Source organism: Salmonella sp. 2020_1395, assembly GCF_043848115.1.
GTDB lineage: Bacteria > Pseudomonadota > Gammaproteobacteria > Enterobacterales > Enterobacteriaceae > Salmonella > Salmonella enterica.
This window is the reverse complement of record NZ_JBCMFH010000005.1, coordinates 282155-303320: the sequence shown is the minus strand read 5'-3', so window position 1 is coordinate 303320 and position 21166 is coordinate 282155. Positions and strand designations below refer to the sequence as shown.

19 protein-coding genes are annotated in these 21166 nt (G+C 53.5%); 11 read left to right on the top strand and 8 right to left on the bottom strand.

Annotated elements, in window-relative coordinates; translation table 11 throughout:
- Positions 1–28 precede the first annotated feature (28 nt).
- The 3 genes from aceF to pdhR all read right to left on the bottom strand — a co-directional run bounded on the left by aceF (position 29) and on the right by pdhR (position 5520).
- Entirely contained in the window at positions 29–1918 is a 1890-nt protein-coding gene (gene aceF, locus ACH0WD_RS10720) for a pyruvate dehydrogenase complex dihydrolipoyllysine-residue acetyltransferase (protein ID WP_000963591.1), read from the bottom strand.
- 14 nt (positions 1919–1932) lie between these two features.
- A complete protein-coding gene (aceE, locus tag ACH0WD_RS10715; RefSeq protein ID WP_000003840.1) occupies positions 1933–4596 on the bottom strand; it encodes a pyruvate dehydrogenase (acetyl-transferring), homodimeric type in 2664 nt (887 codons plus the stop codon).
- Positions 4597–4755: 159 nt separating this feature from the next.
- Positions 4756–5520 (bottom strand): pyruvate dehydrogenase complex transcriptional repressor PdhR, encoded by a 765-nt coding sequence (gene pdhR / locus ACH0WD_RS10710; protein WP_000331771.1) that lies wholly within the window; start codon positions 5518–5520, stop codon positions 4756–4758.
- A 562-nt stretch (positions 5521–6082) separates the two neighbouring features.
- On the opposite strand from pdhR, the gene aroP reads away from it, so the two are divergent.
- The 3 genes from aroP to ACH0WD_RS10695 all read left to right on the top strand — a co-directional run bounded on the left by aroP (position 6083) and on the right by ACH0WD_RS10695 (position 9976).
- Complete coding sequence (gene aroP / locus ACH0WD_RS10705; RefSeq protein WP_000969487.1) at positions 6083–7456, top strand: aromatic amino acid transporter AroP; 1374 nt, start codon at positions 6083–6085, stop codon at positions 7454–7456.
- A gap of 163 nt (positions 7457–7619) precedes the next feature.
- Positions 7620–9026 carry a glycoside-pentoside-hexuronide (GPH):cation symporter gene (locus ACH0WD_RS10700; RefSeq protein ID WP_000357539.1) on the top strand — a complete coding sequence of 469 codons (1407 nt, stop codon included), beginning with the start codon at positions 7620–7622 and terminating at the stop codon, positions 9024–9026.
- Positions 9026–9976 carry a family 43 glycosylhydrolase gene (locus ACH0WD_RS10695; protein WP_000024783.1) on the top strand — a complete coding sequence of 317 codons (951 nt, stop codon included), beginning with the start codon at positions 9026–9028 and terminating at the stop codon, positions 9974–9976. Before ACH0WD_RS10700 ends, ACH0WD_RS10695 begins: the two co-directional genes overlap by 1 nt.
- Before the next feature lie 91 nt (positions 9977–10067).
- On the opposite strand, the gene ampE is transcribed toward ACH0WD_RS10695, so the two are convergent.
- Together ampE and ampD are read right to left on the bottom strand one after the other, a co-directional pair.
- The gene (gene ampE / locus ACH0WD_RS10690) at positions 10068–10922 is read right to left on the bottom strand and encodes a beta-lactamase regulator AmpE (protein WP_000172044.1); all 855 of its coding nucleotides are present in this window, start codon (positions 10920–10922) and stop codon (positions 10068–10070) included.
- Positions 10919–11482 (bottom strand): 1,6-anhydro-N-acetylmuramyl-L-alanine amidase AmpD, encoded by a 564-nt coding sequence (gene ampD, locus ACH0WD_RS10685; protein ID WP_000936326.1) that lies wholly within the window; start codon positions 11480–11482, stop codon positions 10919–10921. The genes ampE and ampD overlap by 4 nt, the downstream gene beginning before the upstream one ends.
- Positions 11483–11569: 87 nt before the next feature.
- Between ampD and nadC the strand changes: the two genes are divergently transcribed.
- From nadC to hofC, 4 genes are all read left to right on the top strand, one after another.
- Positions 11570–12463: a carboxylating nicotinate-nucleotide diphosphorylase gene (nadC, locus tag ACH0WD_RS10680; protein WP_001135131.1), complete on the top strand. Its 894-nt coding sequence runs from the start codon at positions 11570–11572 to the stop codon at positions 12461–12463.
- A 221-nt stretch (positions 12464–12684) separates the two neighbouring features.
- Positions 12685–13122 (top strand): prepilin peptidase-dependent pilin, encoded by a 438-nt coding sequence (gene ppdD / locus ACH0WD_RS10675; RefSeq protein WP_000414981.1) that lies wholly within the window; start codon positions 12685–12687, stop codon positions 13120–13122.
- A 9-nt stretch (positions 13123–13131) separates the two neighbouring features.
- The gene (gspE, locus tag ACH0WD_RS10670) at positions 13132–14517 is read left to right on the top strand and encodes a type II secretion system protein GspE (RefSeq protein WP_000650612.1); all 1386 of its coding nucleotides are present in this window, start codon (positions 13132–13134) and stop codon (positions 14515–14517) included.
- Positions 14507–15709 (top strand): protein transport protein HofC, encoded by a 1203-nt coding sequence (hofC, locus tag ACH0WD_RS10665; protein ID WP_000114089.1) that lies wholly within the window; start codon positions 14507–14509, stop codon positions 15707–15709. Before gspE ends, hofC begins: the two co-directional genes overlap by 11 nt.
- Before the next feature lie 30 nt (positions 15710–15739).
- Here hofC and ACH0WD_RS10660 read toward each other — a convergent pair whose 3' ends face one another.
- Positions 15740–16783 carry a GMP reductase gene (locus ACH0WD_RS10660; RefSeq protein ID WP_001217365.1) on the bottom strand — a complete coding sequence of 348 codons (1044 nt, stop codon included), beginning with the start codon at positions 16781–16783 and terminating at the stop codon, positions 15740–15742.
- Positions 16784–17008: 225 nt separating this feature from the next.
- On the opposite strand from ACH0WD_RS10660, the gene coaE reads away from it, so the two are divergent.
- The 3 genes from coaE to yacG are packed head-to-tail and all read left to right on the top strand — an operon-like array spanning position 17009 to position 18573.
- Positions 17009–17629, top strand: a complete 621-nt coding sequence (coaE, locus tag ACH0WD_RS10655; RefSeq protein ID WP_001270913.1) for a dephospho-CoA kinase — start codon at positions 17009–17011, stop codon at positions 17627–17629.
- Positions 17629–18372, top strand: a complete 744-nt coding sequence (gene zapD / locus ACH0WD_RS10650; protein ID WP_000557440.1) for a cell division protein ZapD — start codon at positions 17629–17631, stop codon at positions 18370–18372. The genes coaE and zapD overlap by 1 nt, the downstream gene beginning before the upstream one ends.
- Before the next feature lie 9 nt (positions 18373–18381).
- A complete protein-coding gene (gene yacG / locus ACH0WD_RS10645; RefSeq protein WP_001286419.1) occupies positions 18382–18573 on the top strand; it encodes a DNA gyrase inhibitor YacG in 192 nt (63 codons plus the stop codon).
- On the opposite strand, the gene ACH0WD_RS10640 is transcribed toward yacG, so the two are convergent.
- Complete coding sequence (locus tag ACH0WD_RS10640; protein ID WP_001622534.1) at positions 18570–19511, bottom strand: LysR family transcriptional regulator; 942 nt, start codon at positions 19509–19511, stop codon at positions 18570–18572. The genes yacG and ACH0WD_RS10640 overlap by 4 nt on opposite strands.
- A gap of 85 nt (positions 19512–19596) precedes the next feature.
- On the opposite strand from ACH0WD_RS10640, the gene ACH0WD_RS10635 reads away from it, so the two are divergent.
- Complete coding sequence (locus ACH0WD_RS10635) at positions 19597–20586, top strand: aldo/keto reductase (RefSeq protein WP_001200033.1); 990 nt, start codon at positions 19597–19599, stop codon at positions 20584–20586.
- Between the two features lie 33 nt (positions 20587–20619).
- Here the strand turns inward: ACH0WD_RS10635 and mutT are convergent, their stop codons facing one another.
- Complete coding sequence (mutT, locus tag ACH0WD_RS10630; RefSeq protein ID WP_000736059.1) at positions 20620–21015, bottom strand: 8-oxo-dGTP diphosphatase MutT; 396 nt, start codon at positions 21013–21015, stop codon at positions 20620–20622.
- Between the last annotated feature and the right edge of the window lie 151 nt (positions 21016–21166).

The window sequence follows — 21166 nt, the reverse complement described above, 5'->3', positions numbered from 1 at the left end:
AAAGCCGGCCGTCGGGCCGGCTTTTTCATTACATCACCAGACGGCGAATGTCAGACAACATATTGTTGATAATGGTAATGAAACGCGCACCATCAGCACCATCGATCACACGGTGGTCGAAGGAAAGAGAGATAGGCATCATCAGACGCGGCACAAACTCTTTCCCATTCCACACCGGTTCCATCGCCGACTTAGAAACGCCGAGGATAGCCACTTCCGGCGCGTTAACAATCGGCGCGAAGTGGGTAGTTCCCAGACCGCCGATGCTGGAGATAGTGAAGCAACCACCCTGCATTTCGCCAGCGGTCAGCTTACCATCACGCGCTTTTTTGGAGATGGTGGTCAGTTCACGAGACAGCTCGGTCACGCTCTTCTTATTCACGTCTTTAAAGACCGGAACCACCAGGCCATTCGGAGTATCAACCGCCACGCCGATGTTGATGTATTTTTTCAGGGTCAGACGCTGACCGTCTTCGGACAGAGAGCTGTTGAAGCGCGGCATCTGTTCCAGAGCAGCGGCAACCGCTTTCATGATGAAGACCACTGGCGTGTATTTCACGTCCAGTTTGCGCTTCTCAGCTTCGGCGTTCTGCTGTTTACGGAACGCTTCCAGATCGGTGATATCGGTTTTGTCGAAGTGCGTAACGTGCGGGATCATCACCCAGTTACGGCTCAGGTTCGCGCCAGAGATTTTCTGGATACGGCCCAGTTCGACTTCTTCAACTTCACCAAACTTGCTGAAGTCCACTTTCGGCCACGGCAGCATACCCGGGATACCGCCGCCAGTTGCTGCCGGAGCCGCTTCTGCACGTTTGATAGCGTCTTTCACGTAAGCCTGAACGTCTTCGCGCAGAATACGGCCTTTACGACCGGTGCCTTTCACTTTCGCCAGGTTGACGCCAAACTCGCGCGCCAGACGGCGAATCAGCGGGGTAGCGTGAACGTACGCGTCGTTTTCAGCGAACTCAGACTTGCCTTCGGCTTTGGCTGCAGGGGCAGCAGGCTTCTCAGCTTTCGCCGCCGGAGCCGGTGCCGCCGCTTCCTGTTTAGCCGGAGCGGCCGCAGGCGCTGCGCCTTCTACTTCGAAGACCATAATCAGAGAACCGGTTTTCACTTTATCGCCGGTGCTGATTTTGATTTCTTTCACGGTGCCCGCGAACGGCGCAGGCACTTCCATAGAGGCCTTGTCGCCTTCGACGGTGATCAGCGACTGTTCAGCGGCAACTTTATCGCCGACTTTGACCATCACTTCGGTGACTTCAACTTCGTCGCCGCCGATATCCGGTACGTTAACGTCTTTCACGCCCGTCGCTGCTGCTGGAGCAGCCGCAGCCGGAGCGGCTTCCGCTTTTGCTGGTGCTGCGGCAGGCGCTGCGCCCGCCACTTCGAAGACCATAATCAGAGAGCCGGTAGACACTTTATCACCGGTGTTCACTTTGATCTCTTTCACGGTGCCCGCGAACGGCGCCGGTACTTCCATAGAGGCCTTGTCGCCTTCGACGGTGATCAGCGACTGTTCAGCTTCAACGGTGTCGCCCACTTTCACCATCACTTCAGTCACTTCAACTTCGTCACTGCCGATATCCGGTACGTGAACGTCTTTCGCCGCTGCCGCAGCAGGTGCTGCTGCCGGAGCCGCTTCTTTCTTCTCTTCTGCCTTAGCAGGTGCAGCGTCAGCTGCACCGTCGGCGGAATCGAAAATCATGATAAGTGCACCGGTCTCGGTTTTGTCGCCGACAGAGACTTTAATCTCTTTCACGACGCCAGCCTGCGGAGATGGGACTTCCATAGAGGCTTTGTCGCCTTCTACGGTGATCAGCGACTGTTCAGCTTCCACTTTGTCGCCCACTTTGACCAGAATCTCGGTGATTTCAACTTCATCTGTCCCGATGTCCGGTACTTTGATTTCGATAGCCATTATTCTTTTACCTCTTACGCCAGACGCGGGTTAACTTTATCTGCATCGATGTTGAATTTGGTAATCGCATCCGCTACCACTTTCTTGTCGATTTCGCCACGTTTAGCCAGTTCGCCCAGCGCTGCAACAACCACATAAGAAGCATCAACTTCGAAGTGGTGACGCAGGTTCTCACGGCTGTCGGAACGACCGAAGCCATCCGTACCCAGTACGCGATAGTCGTCAGCCGGTACGTAAGTACGAACCTGCTCGGCGAACAGTTTCATATAGTCAGTAGATGCTACTGCCGGAGCGTCGTTCATCACCTGAGCGATGTACGGTACGCGCGGGGTTTCCAGCGGGTGCAGCATGTTCCAACGCTCACAATCCTGACCATCACGCGCCAGTTCGGTGAAGGAGGTTACGCTGTACACGTCAGAACCTACGCCGTAGTCTTTCGCCAGGATCTGTGCCGCTTCACGCACATGACGCAGGATAGAACCGGAGCCCAGCAGCTGAACTTTACCTTTGCTACCTTCGAGGGTTTCGAGTTTGTAGATACCTTTACGGATACCTTCCTCGGCACCTGCTGGCATGGCCGGCATGTGGTAGTTTTCGTTCAGGGTGGTGATGTAGTAGTAAACGTTCTCTTGTTTCTCACCGTACATACGCTCCAGACCATCATGCATGATGACAGCCACTTCATAGGCGTAAGCCGGGTCGTAAGAGATACAGTTCGGGATAGTCAGCGACTGAATGTGGCTGTGACCATCTTCGTGCTGCAGACCTTCGCCGTTCAGCGTAGTACGACCGGAAGTCCCGCCAATCAGGAAGCCGCGAGCCTGCTGGTCGCCAGCCTGCCAGCACAGGTCGCCGATACGCTGGAACCCGAACATGGAGTAGTAGATATAGAACGGGATCATCGGCAGATCGTTGGTGCTGTAAGAGGTCGCCGCAGCCAGCCAGGATGCGCCTGCGCCCAGCTCGTTGATACCTTCCTGCAGAATCTGGCCTTTCTCGTCTTCTTTGTAGTAAGCAACCTGCTCACGGTCCTGCGGGGTGTACTGCTGGCCGTTCGGGCTGTAGATACCAATCTGACGGAACAGACCTTCCATACCGAAAGTACGCGCTTCGTCGGCGATGATCGGCACCAGGCGATCTTTGATCGACTTGTTCTTCAGCATCACGTTCAGAGCACGCACGAAAGCGATAGTGGTGGAAATCTCTTTGCTTTGCTCTTCCAGCAGCGCGCCGAAATCTGAAAGTTGAGGCAGCTCTAACTTCTCGGTGAAGTTCGGCTGACGGCTTGGCAGGTAGCCGTGCAGCGCCTGACGGCGTTCATGCAGGTATTTGTGTTCTTCAGAACCTTCCGGGAAGGTAATGTACGGCAGTTTTTCGAGATCAGCATCGGCAACCGGCACGTTGAAACGATCGCGGACGTAACGCACGCCGTCCATGTTCATTTTCTTAACCTGGTGAGCGATGTTTTTACCTTCCGCGGTGTCACCCATGCCGTAACCTTTAATGGTATGGGCCAGGATTACGGTCGCTTTGCCTTTGGTTTCCTGCGCTTTTTTCAGTGCCGCGTAGACTTTCTTCGGATCGTGACCACCGCGGTTCAGTGCCCAAATCTGCTCATCGGTCCAGTCAGCCACCAGCGCGGCGGTTTCCGGGTATTTACCGAAGAAGTGCTCACGTACGTAAGCGCCGTCTTTGGATTTGAAGGTCTGGTAGTCGCCGTCAACGGTTTCGTTCATCAGCTGGATAAGCTTACCGCTGGTGTCTTTACGCAGCAGTTCATCCCAACGACCGCCCCACATGACTTTGATAACGTTCCAGCCAGCACCTGCAAAGATGCCTTCCAGTTCGTTAACAATCTTGCCGTTACCGGTGACCGGGCCGTCAAGACGCTGCAGGTTACAGTTGATAACAAAGACCAGGTTGTCCAGTTTTTCACGGGTGGCGATGGTGATCGCGCCTTTGGATTCCGGCTCATCCATCTCGCCGTCGCCGAGGAAGGCGTAAACGGTTTGTTTAGAGGTATCTTTCAGGCCGCGGTGTTCCAGATATTTCAGGAATTTCGCCTGGTAGATAGCACCGATTGGGCCCAGACCCATAGAGACGGTCGGGAACTGCCAGAATTCCGGCATCAGTTTCGGGTGCGGATAGGAAGAGAGGCCATTGCCGTGAACTTCCTGACGGAAGTTATCCATCTGTTCCTGGGTCAGACGACCTTCCAGGAACGCGCGAGCGTAGATGCCCGGAGAGATGTGGCCCTGGAAGTAAACCAGGTCGCCGCCATCCTGTTCGTTGCGCGCACGGAAGAAATGGTTGAAACAGACATCATAGATCGTGGCGGAAGACTGGAAGGACGCCATGTGGCCGCCCAACTCAAGGTCTTTTTTAGACGCGCGCAGCACGGTCATGATGGCGTTCCAGCGGATAGCAGAACGAATGCGACGTTCCAGCTCCAGATTGCCCGGGTATTCCGGTTCGTCTTCAACGGCAATAGTGTTGATGTAATTACTGGCCCCTGCGCCTGCCGCGACTTTCACGCCGCCTTTACGAGCTTCAGAAAGCAGTTGGTCAATCAGATACTGAGCGCGCTCAACACCTTCTTCACGGATGACCGATTCGATCGCCTGTAGCCAGTCGCGAGTTTCGATCGGATCCACGTCATTTGGGAAACGTTCTGACATGGGGGTATTCCTTATCTATCTAATACGTTGAGTTATCTGGAACCTGTCCCATTAAACTTTCGTCAGAAAGCTTAATAAGACAGGTTCTGCGTTTAGTTGCCGCGCACATTTTTGCGCGTTATTCACAACATCTTCTGGTTAACGTTCTGCCAGAAAAAACTAATTCTTGCGCTGCTCCAGACGGCGTAAAGCGCGTTCACGACGGCTCTCCTCACGGCTTCTGTCCAACATAATCTCTTCGATAAACGCCAGATGGCGGTGTGACGCTTCACGCGCTTCTTCTGGTTTTCCGGCCATAATGGCTTCAAATATACGGGTGCGATGCGTACTCACCAGCGGCAGCATCTCCCGACGCGCATACAGCAATTCGAAGTTCTGCCGCACGTTTTGCGCCAGCATCGGCTCCATACACCTTAGCAGATGAAGCAATACCACGTTGTGCGCCGCTTCGGTGACGGCGATTTGATACTGGAGCACGGCTTCGGACTCGGCATCCAGATCGCCGGACTCTTGCGCCAGCTCAATGGCATGGTGCAGCTCGCGAATACGGTCTTTATCTTCGTCGGTGCTGCGCAGCGCCGCGTAATAAGCCGCAATGCCTTCCAGCGCATGGCGCGTTTCGAGCAGGTCAAACTGGGATTCAGGGTGATCGGAGAGCAGTTCCACCAGCGGGTCGCTAAAGCTCTGCCACAGGCTGCTCTGCACGAAGGTTCCGCCGCCCTGGCGACGAAGCAACAATCCCTTCGCTTCGAGACGTTGAATCGCCTCGCGCAAGGAGGGACGGGAGACGTCGAACTGTTTTGCCAGTTCACGTTCCGGTGGGAGTTTTTCTCCGGGACGCAATGTTCCCTCAAGGATTAAAAACTCCAGCTGCTGCTCGATCACATCGGAGAGTTTTGGTTGGCGGATTTTGCTGTAGGCCATGATTTCCTGTCTTAAGCCATTTGCCCGGAGTCAATTGGTCTTACCAATTTCATGTCTGTGACGCTAAAGTAACAAAGTATTCACCTTCTGTCCATACAGGTTTTGATTGAAATCAGTAAAGGAGGCACATTTTAACAATTTTACAGAAATCATGTTTCAAAACTGTAACTGTGCACAAATGTTAAATTTACCCACCAGGAGGTAGATTTAACGTATTTGAAACGATAAAAAATCTCATCTGAACCGATTCAACAGCAGATTAAATGCATTTTTATGCATAAATAATGAATAAAAACAAATTAACATCTGTAAGGGAAAATAAAAGGAGGTATTTACAAGTGCTTTCTTTTTACGCAACTCGTCATCACCCCTGCACAAAGCAGGTGCATTCGCGGCCACATACCATTATTCTGATCAAGACGAAAGAGTTGAAGTGACATTTTAAAAAACGAGATTGTAAATAAATCAATACAAAAAGCGGAATTGCAAACTTACACACGCACTACTGCATCGTTCAAAATAAGCGCGTTATGAATAAACCGCGCCCGATACACGAGGTTTTATAATGGACAGTCAGCAGCACGGCGAGCAGCTCAAGCGCGGCCTGAAAAACCGCCATATTCAGCTTATCGCATTGGGCGGCGCGATAGGGACAGGCTTGTTCCTGGGAAGCGCCTCCGTTATTCAGTCGGCGGGGCCAGGAATTATCCTGGGCTATGCGATTGCAGGCTTTATTGCCTTTCTGATTATGCGCCAGCTGGGGGAGATGGTGGTTGAAGAACCGGTCGCCGGCTCTTTTAGCCACTTCGCCTATAAATACTGGGGCGGCTTTGCCGGATTCGCTTCCGGCTGGAACTACTGGGTGCTGTACGTATTAGTTGCCATGGCGGAACTGACCGCAGTGGGTAAATATATCCAGTTCTGGTATCCGGAGATCCCCACCTGGGCTTCTGCGGCAGCCTTCTTTGTGATTATCAACGCCATCAACCTGACCAACGTTAAAGTGTTCGGTGAGATGGAGTTTTGGTTCGCCATTATTAAAGTGATCGCCGTCATCGCTATGATTCTGTTCGGCGCGTGGTTACTCTTCAGCGATACCGCTGGTCCGCAGGCCACCGTGCGCAACCTGTGGGAACAGGGCGGCTTTCTGCCGCATGGCTGGACCGGGCTGGTGATGATGATGGCCATTATTATGTTTTCGTTCGGCGGACTGGAGCTGGTAGGGATCACCGCCGCTGAAGCCGATAACCCGGAACAGAGCATCCCCAAAGCCACTAATCAGGTTATCTATCGCATCCTGATTTTTTATATCGGCTCGCTGGCGGTTCTGCTTTCGCTGCTGCCATGGACTCGCGTCACCGCCGATACCAGCCCATTTGTCCTTATCTTCCATGAGCTGGGCGATACGTTTGTCGCCAATGCGCTGAATATCGTGGTTCTCACCGCCGCGCTATCGGTTTATAACAGCTGCGTTTACTGCAACAGCCGTATGCTGTTCGGTCTGGCCCAGCAGGGAAATGCGCCGAAAGCGCTGCTGAACGTCGACAAACGCGGCGTGCCGGTGAGCTCCATTTTGGTTTCCGCCGTCGTGACGGCGTTGTGCGTGCTGCTCAACTACCTGGCCCCAGAGTCCGCATTCGGACTGCTGATGGCGCTGGTGGTCTCCGCGCTGGTCATTAACTGGGCGATGATTAGCCTTGCCCATATGATGTTCCGTCGCGCGAAACAGCAGCAGGGCGTGAAAACCCGCTTCCCGGCCCTGTTTTATCCGTTCGGCAACGTTCTCTGCCTGCTGTTTATGGCGGCGGTATTGATCATTATGCTGATGACGCCAGGTATGGCGATCTCCGTGTGGCTGATTCCGGTATGGCTGCTCATCCTGGGCGTCGGCTACCTGTGTAAAGAAAAAACGGCAAAAACGGTGAAAGCCCACTGATCGTGACGTTACTTTTCCGCCCTCCCCGTCCGGGGAGGGTGTTATCTGCCTCACAGTTTCCCACGTATAACCATTTTATCCATATCAGCGGCGTGATCCTGCTACGCAAAAAAAAGCTCGCAGGCGAATAATTACCGCCATCATCTGATGGGGAGAAGTCTCAATGGATAAGGGCAGACTTTCGGTAAGAGAGAAAATCGGGTATGGCATGGGCGACGCCGGATGTAACATTATTTTTGGCGCTATCATGCTGTTTGTTAATTATTTTTATACGGATATTTTTGGTCTTGCCCCGGCGTTAGTCGGTGTTTTACTCCTTTCAGTACGTGTTATCGATGCTGTTACCGATCCGGTGATGGGCGCGCTTGCCGATCGTACCCAAAGTAAGTATGGTCGTTTCCGCCCCTGGCTACTGTGGATTGCATTTCCCTACGCGCTGTTCAGCGTGCTGATGTTCACGACGCCGGACTGGGGCTATAACAGCAAAGTTGTCTATGCTTTCGTCACCTATTTTCTGCTTTCTGTGACCTACACCGCCATCAATATTCCCTATTGCTCACTGGGCGGCGTGATCACCAATGATCCAAAAGAGCGCGTGGCCTGTCAGGCTTATCGCTTCGTGTTAGTCGGCATCGCGACGCTGTTGCTATCGTTAACGCTATTGCCGATGGTGGACTGGTTTGGCGGCGGCGACAAAGCCAAAGGCTATCAGTTGGCGATGACCGTGCTGGCGATTATCGGCATGGGTATGTTTCTGTTCTGCTTTGCCAGCGTCCGCGAACGCGTTCGCCCTGCCGTTCCGACGCACGATGATATGAAGAATGATTTCAAAGACGTGTGGAAAAACGATCAATGGGTACGCATTCTGCTATTGACCTTATGTAACGTCTGCCCGGGGTTTATCCGTATGGCGGCGACCATGTATTACGTCACCTGGGTGATGGGACAAAGCACCCATTTCGCTACGCTTTTTATTAGCCTTGGCGTGGTCGGTATGATGATCGGCAGTATGCTGGCAAAAGTCTTAACCGATCGCTGGTGTAAATTGAAGGTATTTTTCTGGACCAATATCGCGCTGGCGATTTTCTCCTGCGCGTTCTATTTCTTTGATCCGAAAGCTACCGTAATGATAGTGGCGCTCTACTTCCTGCTCAATATTCTGCATCAGATCCCTTCCCCGTTGCACTGGTCGCTGATGGCGGACGTCGATGATTACGGCGAATGGAAAACCGGCAAACGCATTACCGGTATTAGCTTCTCCGGTAATCTGTTCTTCCTGAAACTAGGTCTGGCGATTGCCGGGGCGATGGTCGGCTTTTTGCTCTCCTGGTACGGTTATGACGCCAGCGCCAAAGCGCAAAGCGCCTCGGCGATGAACGGTATTATGCTGTTGTTTACCGTTATCCCCGGCGTTGGCTATCTGATTACCGCAGGCGTGGTACGTCTGCTGAAAGTTGACCGTGAACTGATGAAAAAAATCCAGGACGATTTGGAAAAACGTCGCACTAATTACCGCGAATTGAGTGAGTTGCAGGAGCTCAAAGCCGCTGAAAGCGTAAGGAAAGCCTGATGGCAAACTGGCCAAACCCGTTTATTGAACAACGTGCCGATCCGTTTATTTTACGCGACGGCAGCGATTACTACTTTATTGCCTCCGTACCGGAATATGACAGGCTGGAAATACGCCGGGCTAATTCGCTGGAAGGGTTGCGCGCCGCCGACCCCGTTGTCGTCTGGCGCAAACCGGAAAGCGGCCCGATGAGCCAGCTCATCTGGGCACCGGAAATGCACCGCATCAACGGCAAGTGGTACATCTATTTTGCCGCTACCCATACTCAAGCGCTTGATAAGCTGGGAATGTTCCAGCACCGCATGTTTGCCCTGGAGTGCGCCGATGCCGACCCACTCACCGGCAAGTGGACGGAGAAAGGTCAGATTAAAACACCGTTTGATACCTTCGCCCTCGATGCCACCACTTTTTATCATCAGGGAAAGCAGTGGTATCTGTGGGCGCAAAAAGCGCCGGATATTGCCGGTAACTCAAATATTTATCTGGCTGAACTGGAAAACCCGTGGACTCTTAAAGGCGAGCCGGTAAGACTCAGTAAGCCAGAGTACGACTGGGAGTGTCGGGGTTTTTGGGTTAACGAAGGTCCGGCCGTCGTGGTGCATGGCGACAAGCTGTTTATCAGCTATTCGGCCAGCGCCACCGATGAAAACTACTGTATGGGATTACTGTGGATTAACGTAAACGACGATCCGCGCGATCCGGCCAACTGGCATAAATCACCGCGCCCGGTCTTTACCACCAGCTATGAAAATCGCCAGTATGGGCCGGGACACAACAGCTTTACGCAAACGCCGGAAGGTGAAGATGTACTGGTGTACCACGCGAGAAATTACACCGAAATTGAAGGCGATCCGTTGTACGATCCCAACCGCCATACGCGTCTGAAACGGGTGCGCTGGGACGAAAACGGGATGCCTGATTTTGGCGTGCCGCCAGCCGATACGATCTAAGCCGTTGCACTGCCCGGTGGCGCTAACGCTTACCGGGCCTACAGATTTTTCCATTGTAGGCAGCATAAGCGTTAGCGCCATCGGCACAACGCTACACTAATGCCCCATAAATGGTGAGCAACGCAATAATCACCACCACCACAAACGAGGCCTTCTTCGCCATCGACACCGCCGCTTTGGGGGTTTCTACTTTGTCAGTATGCGGTTCGCGCGCCAGTGAGAACTGCGCCAGACGTGTGAGCACCTGATACTGCGAAGTATGCAGATCCGCCAGCGAGGCAAACCAGGCCGGCAACGCTTTCTCGCCATGCCCCAGTAATGCATACACTACGCCCGCCAGACGTACCGGAATCCAGTCCAGCACATGAAGAATAGCGTCAATGCCGGATTGCAAACGTTGGTGCGGCGTCTGATAGCGCGCCAGCCAGGTCTGCCAGGCCCGTAAAAACGCATAGCCCACCAGCGTTACCGGCCCCCATGGACCGCCAACGATAAACCAAAATAGCGGTGCGAGGTAAAAACGGAAATTTATCCATAACAACGCATTTTGCAGCTCACGCAAAAATTCACGCTCATTACAATCCGGCGGCACGCCGTGGATTAGCGTAAGCTCGCTGGCCATCGCCTCGCAAGGATGCGGCTCGTTACGGGACGCCGCTTTCAGCCAGGCGTGATAATGTACTCGCACTTTGCCCGCGCCGATACACAGCACGCCCAGGAGAATCCACACCACCAGCGTCGGCACGTTAAATAGCAGCCCTTTTAGCGCCTGGAGCAGTAGAAAAGTCACCACCATCGCGATCGCCGTCATTCCCATCGTGCGCAACATCGAAAAATGCGTAATCCGACGGAATAGCGCCTCCAGCCGATGATCGAGCTGCCAGTGCTCGCCCAGCTTAAACAGGCGCTCGACAATCAGCACCAGTAATGTCGTAAACAGCGTCATGTCATCTCCTTGTGCGACGAGAGGGCTACCAAAGCGCGAAAGCGCGGCCAGTCAAAGGCAGGGCCAGGGTCCGTTTTGCGGTCAGGCGCAATGTTGCAGTGTCCGGTCATATTGTCGGCGATCGCCGGATAGCAAGCGATAAGCGTGCGCGTCACGGCGGCTAGCTGCTGATACTGCGCATCGGTATAAGCCAGCGTATCCGTCCCCTCCAGCTCAATACCAATGGAGAAATCATTACAACGTTCCCGCCCCTGATAGTTTGATACGCCCGCATGCCACGCACGCTTATCAAAAGGCACATACTGGACGATTTCACCGTCGCGACGAATCAGACAATGGGCCGAAACACGAAGATGAGCGATTTCTGCAAAAAAAGGATGGGCGTCTGGATCTATCGTTCCGGTGAATAATGCATCGATCCACGGACCGCCAAACTCGCCGGGGGGCAGGCTAATATTATGCACCACCAGCAAGGACGGTTTTTCGTCATCCGGACGGCAATCATAATGCGGAGAAGGGACGCGTCGCGCCTCTACCAACCAACCCTTATCTGGCAACATGCAGAGTCTCCTTTTGAGTGGTGCTTATAGCTGCTTCAGAGTAGCATGTTTCTACCTTATGATTCGTTAGCAATTTGGAGTTTTATCATGCCGCCTCGCCGTTATAACCCAGACGACCGACGTGACGCGCTACTGGAACGCATTAATCTCGATATCCCTGCCGCCGTTGCTAAGGCGCTGCGTGAAGATTTAGGTGGAGAAGTCGATGCTGGCAACGATATCACCGCGCAACTTTTGCCGGCAGATACGCAAGCCCATGCCACGGTGATCACTCGTGAAGACGGCGTTTTCTGCGGCAAGCGCTGGGTTGAAGAGGTCTTCATCCAACTGGCGGGCGATGATGTGCGCCTCACCTGGCATGTCGATGACGGCGACGCCATTCATGCCAACCAAACAGTGTTTGAACTGAACGGCCCGGCTCGCGTATTGCTGACCGGCGAGCGCACGGCGCTAAACTTTGTCCAGACCCTTTCCGGCGTCGCCAGTGAAGTACGCCGCTACGTTGGACTGCTGGCTGGCACCCAAACCCAGTTGCTCGACACGCGTAAAACGCTGCCGGGTCTGCGCACCGCGCTCAAATATGCGGTTTTATGCGGCGGCGGCGCCAATCATCGTCTGGGCCTCACTGACGCGTTCCTGATTAAAGAAAACCATATTATCGCCTCCGGTTCGGTTCGTCAGGCGGTGGAAAAAGCGTTCTGGCTACATCCGGACGTGCCGGTAGAAGTCGAGGTCGAAAATCTGGATGAACTGGACGATGCGCTGAAAGCAGGCGCGGATATTATCATGCTGGATAATTTCAACACCGACCAGATGCGCGAGGCGGTGAAACGCGTCAACGGCCAGGCGCGGCTGGAAGTATCCGGCAACGTCACCGCGGAAACCTTACGCGAATTTGCTGAAACCGGGGTGGATTTCATCTCCGTTGGCGCGCTGACCAAGCACGTACGCGCGCTCGATCTCTCCATGCGTTTTCGCTGATCCTCTCCACCCGATGGCGCTGCGCCGTCGGGTCTATAAATCACCTGTCCGTAGATCCGCGTCGTGATTCGGTAAAATATTCGTAGCGCCTCGCAATAACGTTGCCGTGTCATGTAACGCAGCGAAAATCTTCAGAATCCGCCTTCCCGTTTTACCTTTTGCCGCTCGCCCGCTCTTTCCTCGTTTGCCACAGTAGCGCCAGCTAACTCAAGGAGCGAACAATGGAAAAACAACGCGGTTTCACGCTTATCGAACTGATGGTCGTTATTGGCATCATCGCCATTTTAAGCGCCATTGGCATTCCGGCTTACCAGAACTATCTGCGTAAAGCGGCGCTGACGGATATGTTGCAAACGTTTGTCCCCTACCGTACTGCCGTCGAACTCTGCGCTCTGGAACATGGTGGGACGAACACATGCGATGCGGGCGTCAACGGTATCCCCTCGCCCGTCATCACCCGTTATGTTTCGGGCATGAGCGTGGAAAAAGGCGTCATCACGCTTACCGGCCAGGAGAGTCTGAGCGGGCTTAGCGTCATCATGACGCCCGCCTGGGACAATGCTAACGGCATTACCGGCTGGGCGCGTAACTGCAATATTCAAAGCGACAGCGCGTTACAACAGGCTTGTGAAGATGTCTTCCGTTTTGACGCCAACTAAGGAGACAAGATGAAAGACGCTCAGCTCAACACCTTGTGTCAACGTCATCAGGCTGTACTGATCAATAGCGCCAGCAACAGTATCACTGTTGCGGTGGTCGACGCGCCCTCTCATGCGTTACTGGACGCTCTGCATTTCGCCACGCAAAAACAGATTGATATTGTGTGCTGGACTCGCCAGCAAATGGAAAATCATCGGCATAAGCCGGATCAGGCTCCCTCGACAAACGCCGCGAAAGGTGGAGAAACCGCGGCCCAGCTTCTCAATCAGACATTACGCTCGGCGATGGCGAAACGCTCCTCTGATATCCATCTCGAACCAGGCGCCAGCCGCTACCGAATAAGACTCCGCATCGACGGCGTTCTTCATATTCTGCAGGACATCGCCAAAGAGACGGGGCTTGCGCTGACGGCCAGATTGAAAGTCCTGGGAAATTTGGACATCGCTGAACATCGGCTGCCGCAGGACGGGCAATTTACCGTTGACCTGACGGGCGACAGCATCTCTTTTCGTATCGCCACGCTTCCCTGTAAAGAAGGCGAAAAAGTCGTCTTACGGTTGTTGCATCAGGTTGAACAAACGCTGGATCTGGACACGCTGGGCATGTACGGGGCACAACTTACCGCTTTTAGACAAGCCCTACAGCAACCTCAGGGGCTGGTACTGGTGACTGGCCCCACCGGTAGCGGAAAAACGGTCACGCTATACAGCGCTCTACAAACCCGGAATACGCCGGATATCAACCTCTGTAGCGTTGAGGATCCGATAGAAATTCCACTGGATGGGATTAACCAGACGCAGATCCATCCCCGCGCCGGGCTCACCTTTCAAAATGTGCTGCGCGCGCTTTTACGCCAGGACCCTGACATCATCATGGTAGGTGAAATTCGTGACGGCGACACCGCAGAAATCGCCATTAAGGCGGCACAAACGGGCCATCTGGTACTTTCAACGCTCCATACGAACTCCACCAGCGAAACCCTGATACGTTTGCAGCAAATGGGCGTAGCACGCTGGATGATCTCATCGGCGCTTACGCTGGTGGTAGCGCAACGCCTGGTAAGGAAGCTTTGCCCGCACTGCAAACAGCGTCTGAGCGATCCCGTGGTGCTATCGCCCAATCTTTGGCCCAGCGCGCTACCGCGCTGGCAGGCAAGCGGCTGTCAGCATTGCTACCACGGCTTTTATGGCCGAACCGCGTTATTCGAAGTGTTAACCGTTACCCCGGCATTACGTCAGTTAATTGCGAGCGGCGCATCGGCGCAAGCACTGGAAGCCCACCTCCAACAGACCGGTACAGGGACGCTTTTTGAAAATGGCTGTCACGCCGTTGAGCAAGGCATGACGTCCTTTGAAGAGATACTGCGCGTTCTGGGAATGCCCCATGAGCGTTAAACAGCTCTGGCGCTGGCAAGGAGTTAACGATAAAGGTCAACTGGAACAAGACGTTGTATGGGCGGACAATCGTCTGGCGCTGATCATCACCCTGCAACATCAGCGCATTATGCCGCTTCGCATCAAGCGCATGGGCGTTAACGCCGCACTGTGGAAAGAAGAGCAAAGCGCTGAAATTATTCATCAGTTGGCCACGCTCATTCATGCCGGGCTGACGCTTTCTGAAGGGCTGGAACTCCTTGCGAAACAGCATCCACACCGACAATGGCAAGCGCTGTTGCGCACGCTGGCTCACGAGCTTGAACAGGGCGTCCCTTTTTCCAGCGCATTAGTCTCCTGGCCGCAGGTATTTCCGCCGCTCTACCAGACGATGATCCGCACCGGAGAACTGACCGGCAAACTGGCCGAATGCTGCTTTGAACTGGCCCGTCAGCAAAAAGCGCAACGGCAGATTACGGTTAGCGTGAAAAAGGCGCTACGCTATCCCGTCATTATTCTGACAATGGCCGCCCTGGTCGTTTTCGCCATGCTGCACTTTGTCCTGCCGGAATTTGCCGCCATTTACCGTAGCTTCAATACCCCGCTCCCTCTTCTGACGCGCGGTATTATCGCGATAGCGCAATGGGGGTCGACATGGGGTTGGCTCATCTTGTTCCTGACGATGCTCATTGCTATCGCTCACCGCAGGGTAAAACAAAAGCCGTCCTGGCAAGCGCAGCGGCAGCGTCTTCTGCTACGGCTTCCCATTATGGGTCGCCTGATAAGAGGCCAGAAACTAGCGCAAATATTCACCGTACTGGCATTAACCCAAAGCGCAGGCATTCCTTTTCTTCAGGGACTGGAAAGCGCTATAGAGAGTCTCGGCTGCCCTTACTGGTCACAGCGTTTAACGCAGGTACATCAGGAGATCGCCGCGGGCAATCCGGTCTGGTTGGCGCTAAAAAATACCCAGGAATTTAGTCCGCTATGCCTGCAACTGGTCAGAACGGGCGAAGCGTCCGGTTCACTCGATATCATGCTGCATAACCTTGCCCGTCACCACAGTGAAACTACGCTGGCGCTGGCCGATAATCTGGCGTCGCTGTTGGAACCGGCGTTATTGATCATCACCGGCTTAATTATCGGTACGCTGGTGGTGGCGATGTATTTGCCGATTTTTCATCTGGGAGACGCGATGAGCGGGATGGGATAAGGCTGGCGCACATTTACGCCAGCCAGAATATTAGAGGCTATTGAAAATGCGGTTTTCTTGTTCCTGCACCCGAATAAAGGTGGTGCGTTTGGTCAACTCTTTCAGGCGAGACGCGCCGACATAAGTGCAGGCTGAGCGTAGACCGCCCAGGATATCGCGGGCGGTATTGCCCACCGGCCCACGCAGCGGCAATTTAACCGTTTTACCTTCTGCCGCGCGGTATTTCGCAACGCCGCCGACATGACGGTTCATCGCAGATTCCGAACTCATGCCGTAGAACAGCATAAATTTCTCGCCGTTCTCTTCTACCACGCTGCCGCCGCTCTCTTCGTGCCCCGCCAGCATGCCGCCCAACATAACGAAATCCGCGCCGCCGCCAAAGGCTTTTGCTACGTCGCCTGGCATGGTGCAGCCGCCATCGCTGACGATCATGCCGCCCAGGCCATGCGCCGCGTCAGCACATTCGATAACCGCCGACAGTTGCGGATAACCAACGCCGGTTTTTACACGCGTCGTGCATACGGAGCCGGGACCAATTCCCACTTTCACGATATCGGCGCCGGAGAGGATAAGCTCTTCGCACATCTCGCCCGTTACCACATTGCCTGCGCAGATTGTTTTTGTCGGCCATGCTTCACGTGCTTTCGCGACGAACTGCACAAAATGTTCTGAATAGCCATTGGCCACATCAATACAGACAAAGTTCAGCGCAGGATTCAGCGCCAGAATCTGCACGGTTTTTTCGAAATCAGCATCAGAGGTCCCGGTGGAAACCATCACATGCTTGAGAACATCAGCCGAAGCCGTGTTGATAAAAGCTGCCCATTCTTCAACGGTATAATGTTTATGTACAGCAGTCAGAATATCAAACCCGGCCAATGCTTGCGCCATTTCAAACGTCCCGACGGTATCCATATTGGCCGCGATAATCGGTACGCCAGACCAGGTCTGACCTGAGTGTTTAAAGGTGAATTGACGTTCCAGTTCGACATCGGAACGGCTTTTGAGGGTAGAACGCTTAGGACGGATAAGAACGTCTTTGAAACCTAACTTCAGATCTTCTTCAATACGCATGTGCGGATTCCTGGGGTTAATGGCGAAAAATCGAAACTCACAACTCCAGTGACGCTATCATACGCACTAATCATGGCCGTACAAGACTGCGAAATTCTCTTTTTTTACGTTACAATCCCATAAATTTACCTGGCGAATAGTAGGTTAATGCTCAGAGCGTATCGTCTTTGCATGCTTAAAATTTAACCTTTTGATTGTCAAACTAAAATTCCGGAAGCTGGAGATATGAGGTATACCGTAGCCTTAACCGGCGGTATTGGCAGCGGTAAAAGTACCGTCGCTGATGCCTTCGCTGACCTCGGAATAACCGTCATCGACGCGGATATTATCGCGCGCCAGATGGTTGAGCCAGGGCAGCCCGCCCTGAACGCAATAGCGGAACATTTTGGTTCTGAACTTATCGCCGCCGACGGCACGTTACGCCGCCGGGCGCTGCGTGAGCGTATTTTTTCGCATCCGGAAGAAAAAGCCTGGCTTAACGCTCTGCTTCACCCCTTAATTCAGCAGGAAACCCAACGACAGTTTCAACAGGCTACGTCGCCCTATGTGTTATGGGTTGTGCCTCTGCTGGTTGAAAACAGGCTGTATCAAAAAGCCAACCGCGTACTGGTGGTTGACGTGACGCCCGAAACGCAGCTCATACGCACAATGCAGCGTGATGATGTTACGCGCGAGCATGTTGAACACATTCTCGCTGCGCAGGCGACGCGTGAAGCGCGCCTTGCCGTGGCGGACGATGTTATTGATAATAACGGCGCACCGGATGCTATCGCATCAGATGTGGCCCGCCTGCACGCCAGTTATCTTAAGCTCGCGTCGCAGTTTGTCTCACAGGAAAAACCGTAATGCACACCCAGGTCCTATTTGAACACCCTCTCAATGAGAAGATGCGTACGTGGCTGCGCATAGAGTTTTTGATCCAACAGCTCTCCATCAACCTGCCAATTGCAGACCATGCTGGCGCACTGCATTTTTTCCGTAACATCAGCGATCTACTGGATGTGTTCGAACGGGGCGAAGTCCGTACCGAACTGCTGAAAGAACTGGAGCGCCAGCAGCGTAAATTACAGGCCTGGGTTGAGGTTCCCGGCGTCGATCAAGACCGTATTGAAGCCCTGCGCCAGCAGTTAAAATCCGCGGGCAGCGTGCTGATCTCCGCCCCGAGGATTGGCCAGCAGCTACGCGAAGATCGCTTGATTGCCCTTGTGCGTCAACGCTTAAGTATTCCTGGCGGCTGTTGCAGTTTCGATTTACCCACTCTGCATATCTGGTTACACCTACAACAGGCGCAGCGCGACGCCCAGATTGAAAGCTGGCTTGCCAGCCTGAATCCCCTCACCCAGGCGCTGACTTTGGTGCTTGATCTGATCCGTAATTCAGCACCTTTCCGTAAGCAAACCAGCCTGAACGGTTTTTATCAGGATAACGGGGACGACGCCGATTTGCTGCGTCTTATGCTGATGCTCGATTCACAACTTTATCCGCAAATTTCCGGCCATAAGAGCCGTTTTGCCATTCGCTTTATGCCGCTGGATAGTGAAAATGGTCTGGTGCCGGAGCGTCTTGATTTTGAACTGGCCTGTTGCTAAGGAGTAAAAATGTCTGACGTGACCGTCGTAAACTGTCCGACCTGCGGTAAACCGGTCGTCTGGGGGGAAATTAGCCCCTTCCGCCCATTTTGTTCTAAACGCTGTCAGTTAATTGATTTGGGCGAATGGGCCGCCGAAGAGAAACGAATCGCCAGCAGCGGCGACCAGTCTGATAGCGACGACTGGAGCGAAGAGCGCTAACAGTGATGGCTCTGTTGAGATGGCAATATCGCTTTATGACAAAAATAATCAATAAATACGCGTAGTTTTGGCGCCATATGCGCGCGGCCGGGATAATACAAATAAAACCGGTCCGCCGCAGGCAGCCACTCCTCAAGTACGGAACACAACCGCCCATCCTGTAAGTCTTCGTGGACATCCTGTTCAAAAACATAGGTTAGCCCTGCCCCATCACGCGCGGCGGAGAGACGCAACGCTTTATCATTCACCATTAACGCGGCTTCCGGCGTAATTTCCAGCCGTTGCGCTCCGTGAACAAACTCCCACCGATATAGCCCGCTCTCACGCGTAAAACGATGGCAAAGGCAGCGGTGATTGATGAGTTCCTGAGGGTGCAGCGGCGTGCCAAAACGCGCAAGGTATGCAGGGGATGCTACGATCGCCGGGCGTAAAACATCACCGAGCGGAACGACATTCATATCAAGTTGTACCGCATCGCCAAAGCGAATACCGGCATCAAAGCGTTCGTTAATTAAATCCACAAAACCGTCATTCACATCGATATCCAGCCGAATATCGGGATAATCGCGCATGAAACCGGCGAGATTAGGTTGTAACAAAAGCGTAGCCGCCGTGCGCGGTACGGTCAGGCGTAATGTCCCTCCGGGTATATCGCGGCTCTGGCGGGCATGTTCCATCGCCTCATCAATATGGTTTAATGCGGGCCTGATACTGGCAAGAAAGGCATGTCCTGCTTCTGTCAAACCGACACGCCGGGTGGTTCGGTTCAACAATTTCACGCCAAGTTCATCCTCCAGTTGGCGCATATTCTGACTTAACGCCGACGTGGAAATATGTAACTGCGCCGCTGCCCGCGTGAAGCTATGGTTTTCAGCAATCATGCAAAAAGCATGCAATATGGACATCACATCATGACGCATTATTAAGCCAGCCTTCATAAACCATGCTTATTCCCCCTATTTTTCATCTTATACGCCAGGTATAGACTGCCTGCCATGCACAAAATATCCTCCTGGAGGTAGTATGCAATATCGTACATTAGGCGCAAACGGACCGCGAGTGTCAGCCATCGGACTGGGATGTATGGGCATGAGCGCATTTTACGGCGCTCATGACGACAGCACCTCAATTAAGACGCTACATTATGCGTTAGATCAGGGGGTAACACTGCTCGATACCGCAGATATGTATGGCCCTTATACCAATGAAAGGTTAGTTGGAAGAGCCATCGCCGATCGTCGCGATCGGGTATTTTTAGCGACGAAATTTGGTATCGTTCTCGACCCTGCTAACCCTATGGCGCGTGGCGTCAATGGCAGACCGGAGTACGTTCGCCGTAGTTGTGAGCAAAGCCTGCAACGCCTGGGGGTCGATCATATCGATCTGTACTACCAACATCGCGTTGATCCATCAGTCCCCATAGAAGAGACTGTCGGTGCAATGGCGGACCTGGTGCGCGAGGGAAAAGTGCGTTATCTCGGGCTATCCGAAGCATCAACGCAAACGCTGGAACGCGCCCATAACGTTCACCCTATTACCGCGCTGCAAAGTGAGTATTCGCTTTGGTCCCGCGAAGCGGAAATTTCAGCACTTTCCACCTGTGAACGGTTGGGTATAGGATTCGTCGCTTACAGCCCGCTGGGACGCGGATTTCTGACCGGTACGATTAAAACGCCAGAAGATTTTGCTGCGAATGACTTCCGTCGCACAAATCCCAGGTTCATGGGTGAGAACTTCTCGCGCAATTTACGTCTGGCTGAAGCAATAAAACAAATGGCACGCGAAAAAGAGTGTACCCCCGCACAATTAGCGCTGGCCTGGCTGCTGGCCCGCAACAGGCACATCGTTCCCATTCCCGGCACCCGCCACTGCGCCAGAGTGGATGAAAACCTCGGCGCGTTATCACTGATCCTCAGCCCGCAGGAGCTGGCGGCAATTGAGGCGGTTTTTCCTCACGACGCCGCCGCCGGCCCCCGCTACTGGCCGGAAATTATGTCGACATTAAATCGCTAATAAGATCGATGGGGATCGTGTTGCGATCCCCCACTAAGACGCAAATTGGCGTAATTTACGAATAATCGGTTCATTGGCCGGCGGAAAATCTTCCGTATTCAACGCGTTCTGCGCGATCCACCGTCCCGGCTGTCCTTCTTTCCCCCACGGTTCGCCCTCCCAGCGTTCAACCAGCCAAAACCACAGCGTAATGTGTCTATCCGGGAATTGATATTCCAGAGTGTCGAATAATGTCACCTGTGTTGGCGTAATCCCCACCTCTTCCTGTAGCTCCCGGATCAACGCCTGCTCTGGTGTTTCGTCGGCTTCAATTTTTCCGCCGGGAAATTCCAGCTTGTTCGCCATATGCGCATCAGCGGCGCGTCGGGTAATAAAAATTTCGTCGTTCGGGTTGCGGATAATCCCAACCGCGATTTGCAGTTTTTTCATCTTGGTGCATCCATAAAAAAGGCGCAGTCGCCTGCGCCTTTTTATCTGTGTTCAATGCCAGGCCGAATAAGCGTAGCGCCCTTCGGCAATAATGCCAGCACCGACCTGATGGCAACACATTATGTCTTATCAGGCCGGTAAGTTTATCGCA

Bases quoted from the DNA above. Each gene is read 5' to 3' on its own strand.
- gspE (WP_000650612.1), top strand. From the start codon at position 13,132: ATGAAAGACGCTCAGCTCAACACCTTGTGTCAACGTCATCAGGCTGTA.
- hofC (WP_000114089.1), top strand. From the start codon at position 14,507: ATGAGCGTTAAACAGCTCTGGCGCTGGCAAGGAGTTAACGATAAAGGT.
- aceE (WP_000003840.1), bottom strand. From the start codon at position 4,596: ATGTCAGAACGTTTCCCAAATGACGTGGATCCGATCGAAACTCGCGAC.
- ACH0WD_RS10640 (WP_001622534.1), bottom strand. From the start codon at position 19,511: ATGAAGGCTGGCTTAATAATGCGTCATGATGTGATGTCCATATTGCAT.
- mutT (WP_000736059.1), bottom strand. From the start codon at position 21,015: ATGAAAAAACTGCAAATCGCGGTTGGGATTATCCGCAACCCGAACGAC.
- ACH0WD_RS10700 (WP_000357539.1), top strand. From the start codon at position 7,620: ATGGATAAGGGCAGACTTTCGGTAAGAGAGAAAATCGGGTATGGCATG.
- ppdD (WP_000414981.1), top strand. From the start codon at position 12,685: ATGGAAAAACAACGCGGTTTCACGCTTATCGAACTGATGGTCGTTATT.
- nadC (WP_001135131.1), top strand. From the start codon at position 11,570: ATGCCGCCTCGCCGTTATAACCCAGACGACCGACGTGACGCGCTACTG.
- ampE (WP_000172044.1), bottom strand. From the start codon at position 10,922: ATGACGCTGTTTACGACATTACTGGTGCTGATTGTCGAGCGCCTGTTT.
- coaE (WP_001270913.1), top strand. From the start codon at position 17,009: ATGAGGTATACCGTAGCCTTAACCGGCGGTATTGGCAGCGGTAAAAGT.
- ACH0WD_RS10635 (WP_001200033.1), top strand. From the start codon at position 19,597: ATGCAATATCGTACATTAGGCGCAAACGGACCGCGAGTGTCAGCCATC.
- aceF (WP_000963591.1), bottom strand. From the start codon at position 1,918: ATGGCTATCGAAATCAAAGTACCGGACATCGGGACAGATGAAGTTGAA.
- pdhR (WP_000331771.1), bottom strand. From the start codon at position 5,520: ATGGCCTACAGCAAAATCCGCCAACCAAAACTCTCCGATGTGATCGAG.
- zapD (WP_000557440.1), top strand. From the start codon at position 17,629: ATGCACACCCAGGTCCTATTTGAACACCCTCTCAATGAGAAGATGCGT.
- ACH0WD_RS10660 (WP_001217365.1), bottom strand. From the start codon at position 16,783: ATGCGTATTGAAGAAGATCTGAAGTTAGGTTTCAAAGACGTTCTTATC.
- ampD (WP_000936326.1), bottom strand. From the start codon at position 11,482: ATGTTGCCAGATAAGGGTTGGTTGGTAGAGGCGCGACGCGTCCCTTCT.
- ACH0WD_RS10695 (WP_000024783.1), top strand. From the start codon at position 9,026: ATGGCAAACTGGCCAAACCCGTTTATTGAACAACGTGCCGATCCGTTT.
- yacG (WP_001286419.1), top strand. From the start codon at position 18,382: ATGTCTGACGTGACCGTCGTAAACTGTCCGACCTGCGGTAAACCGGTC.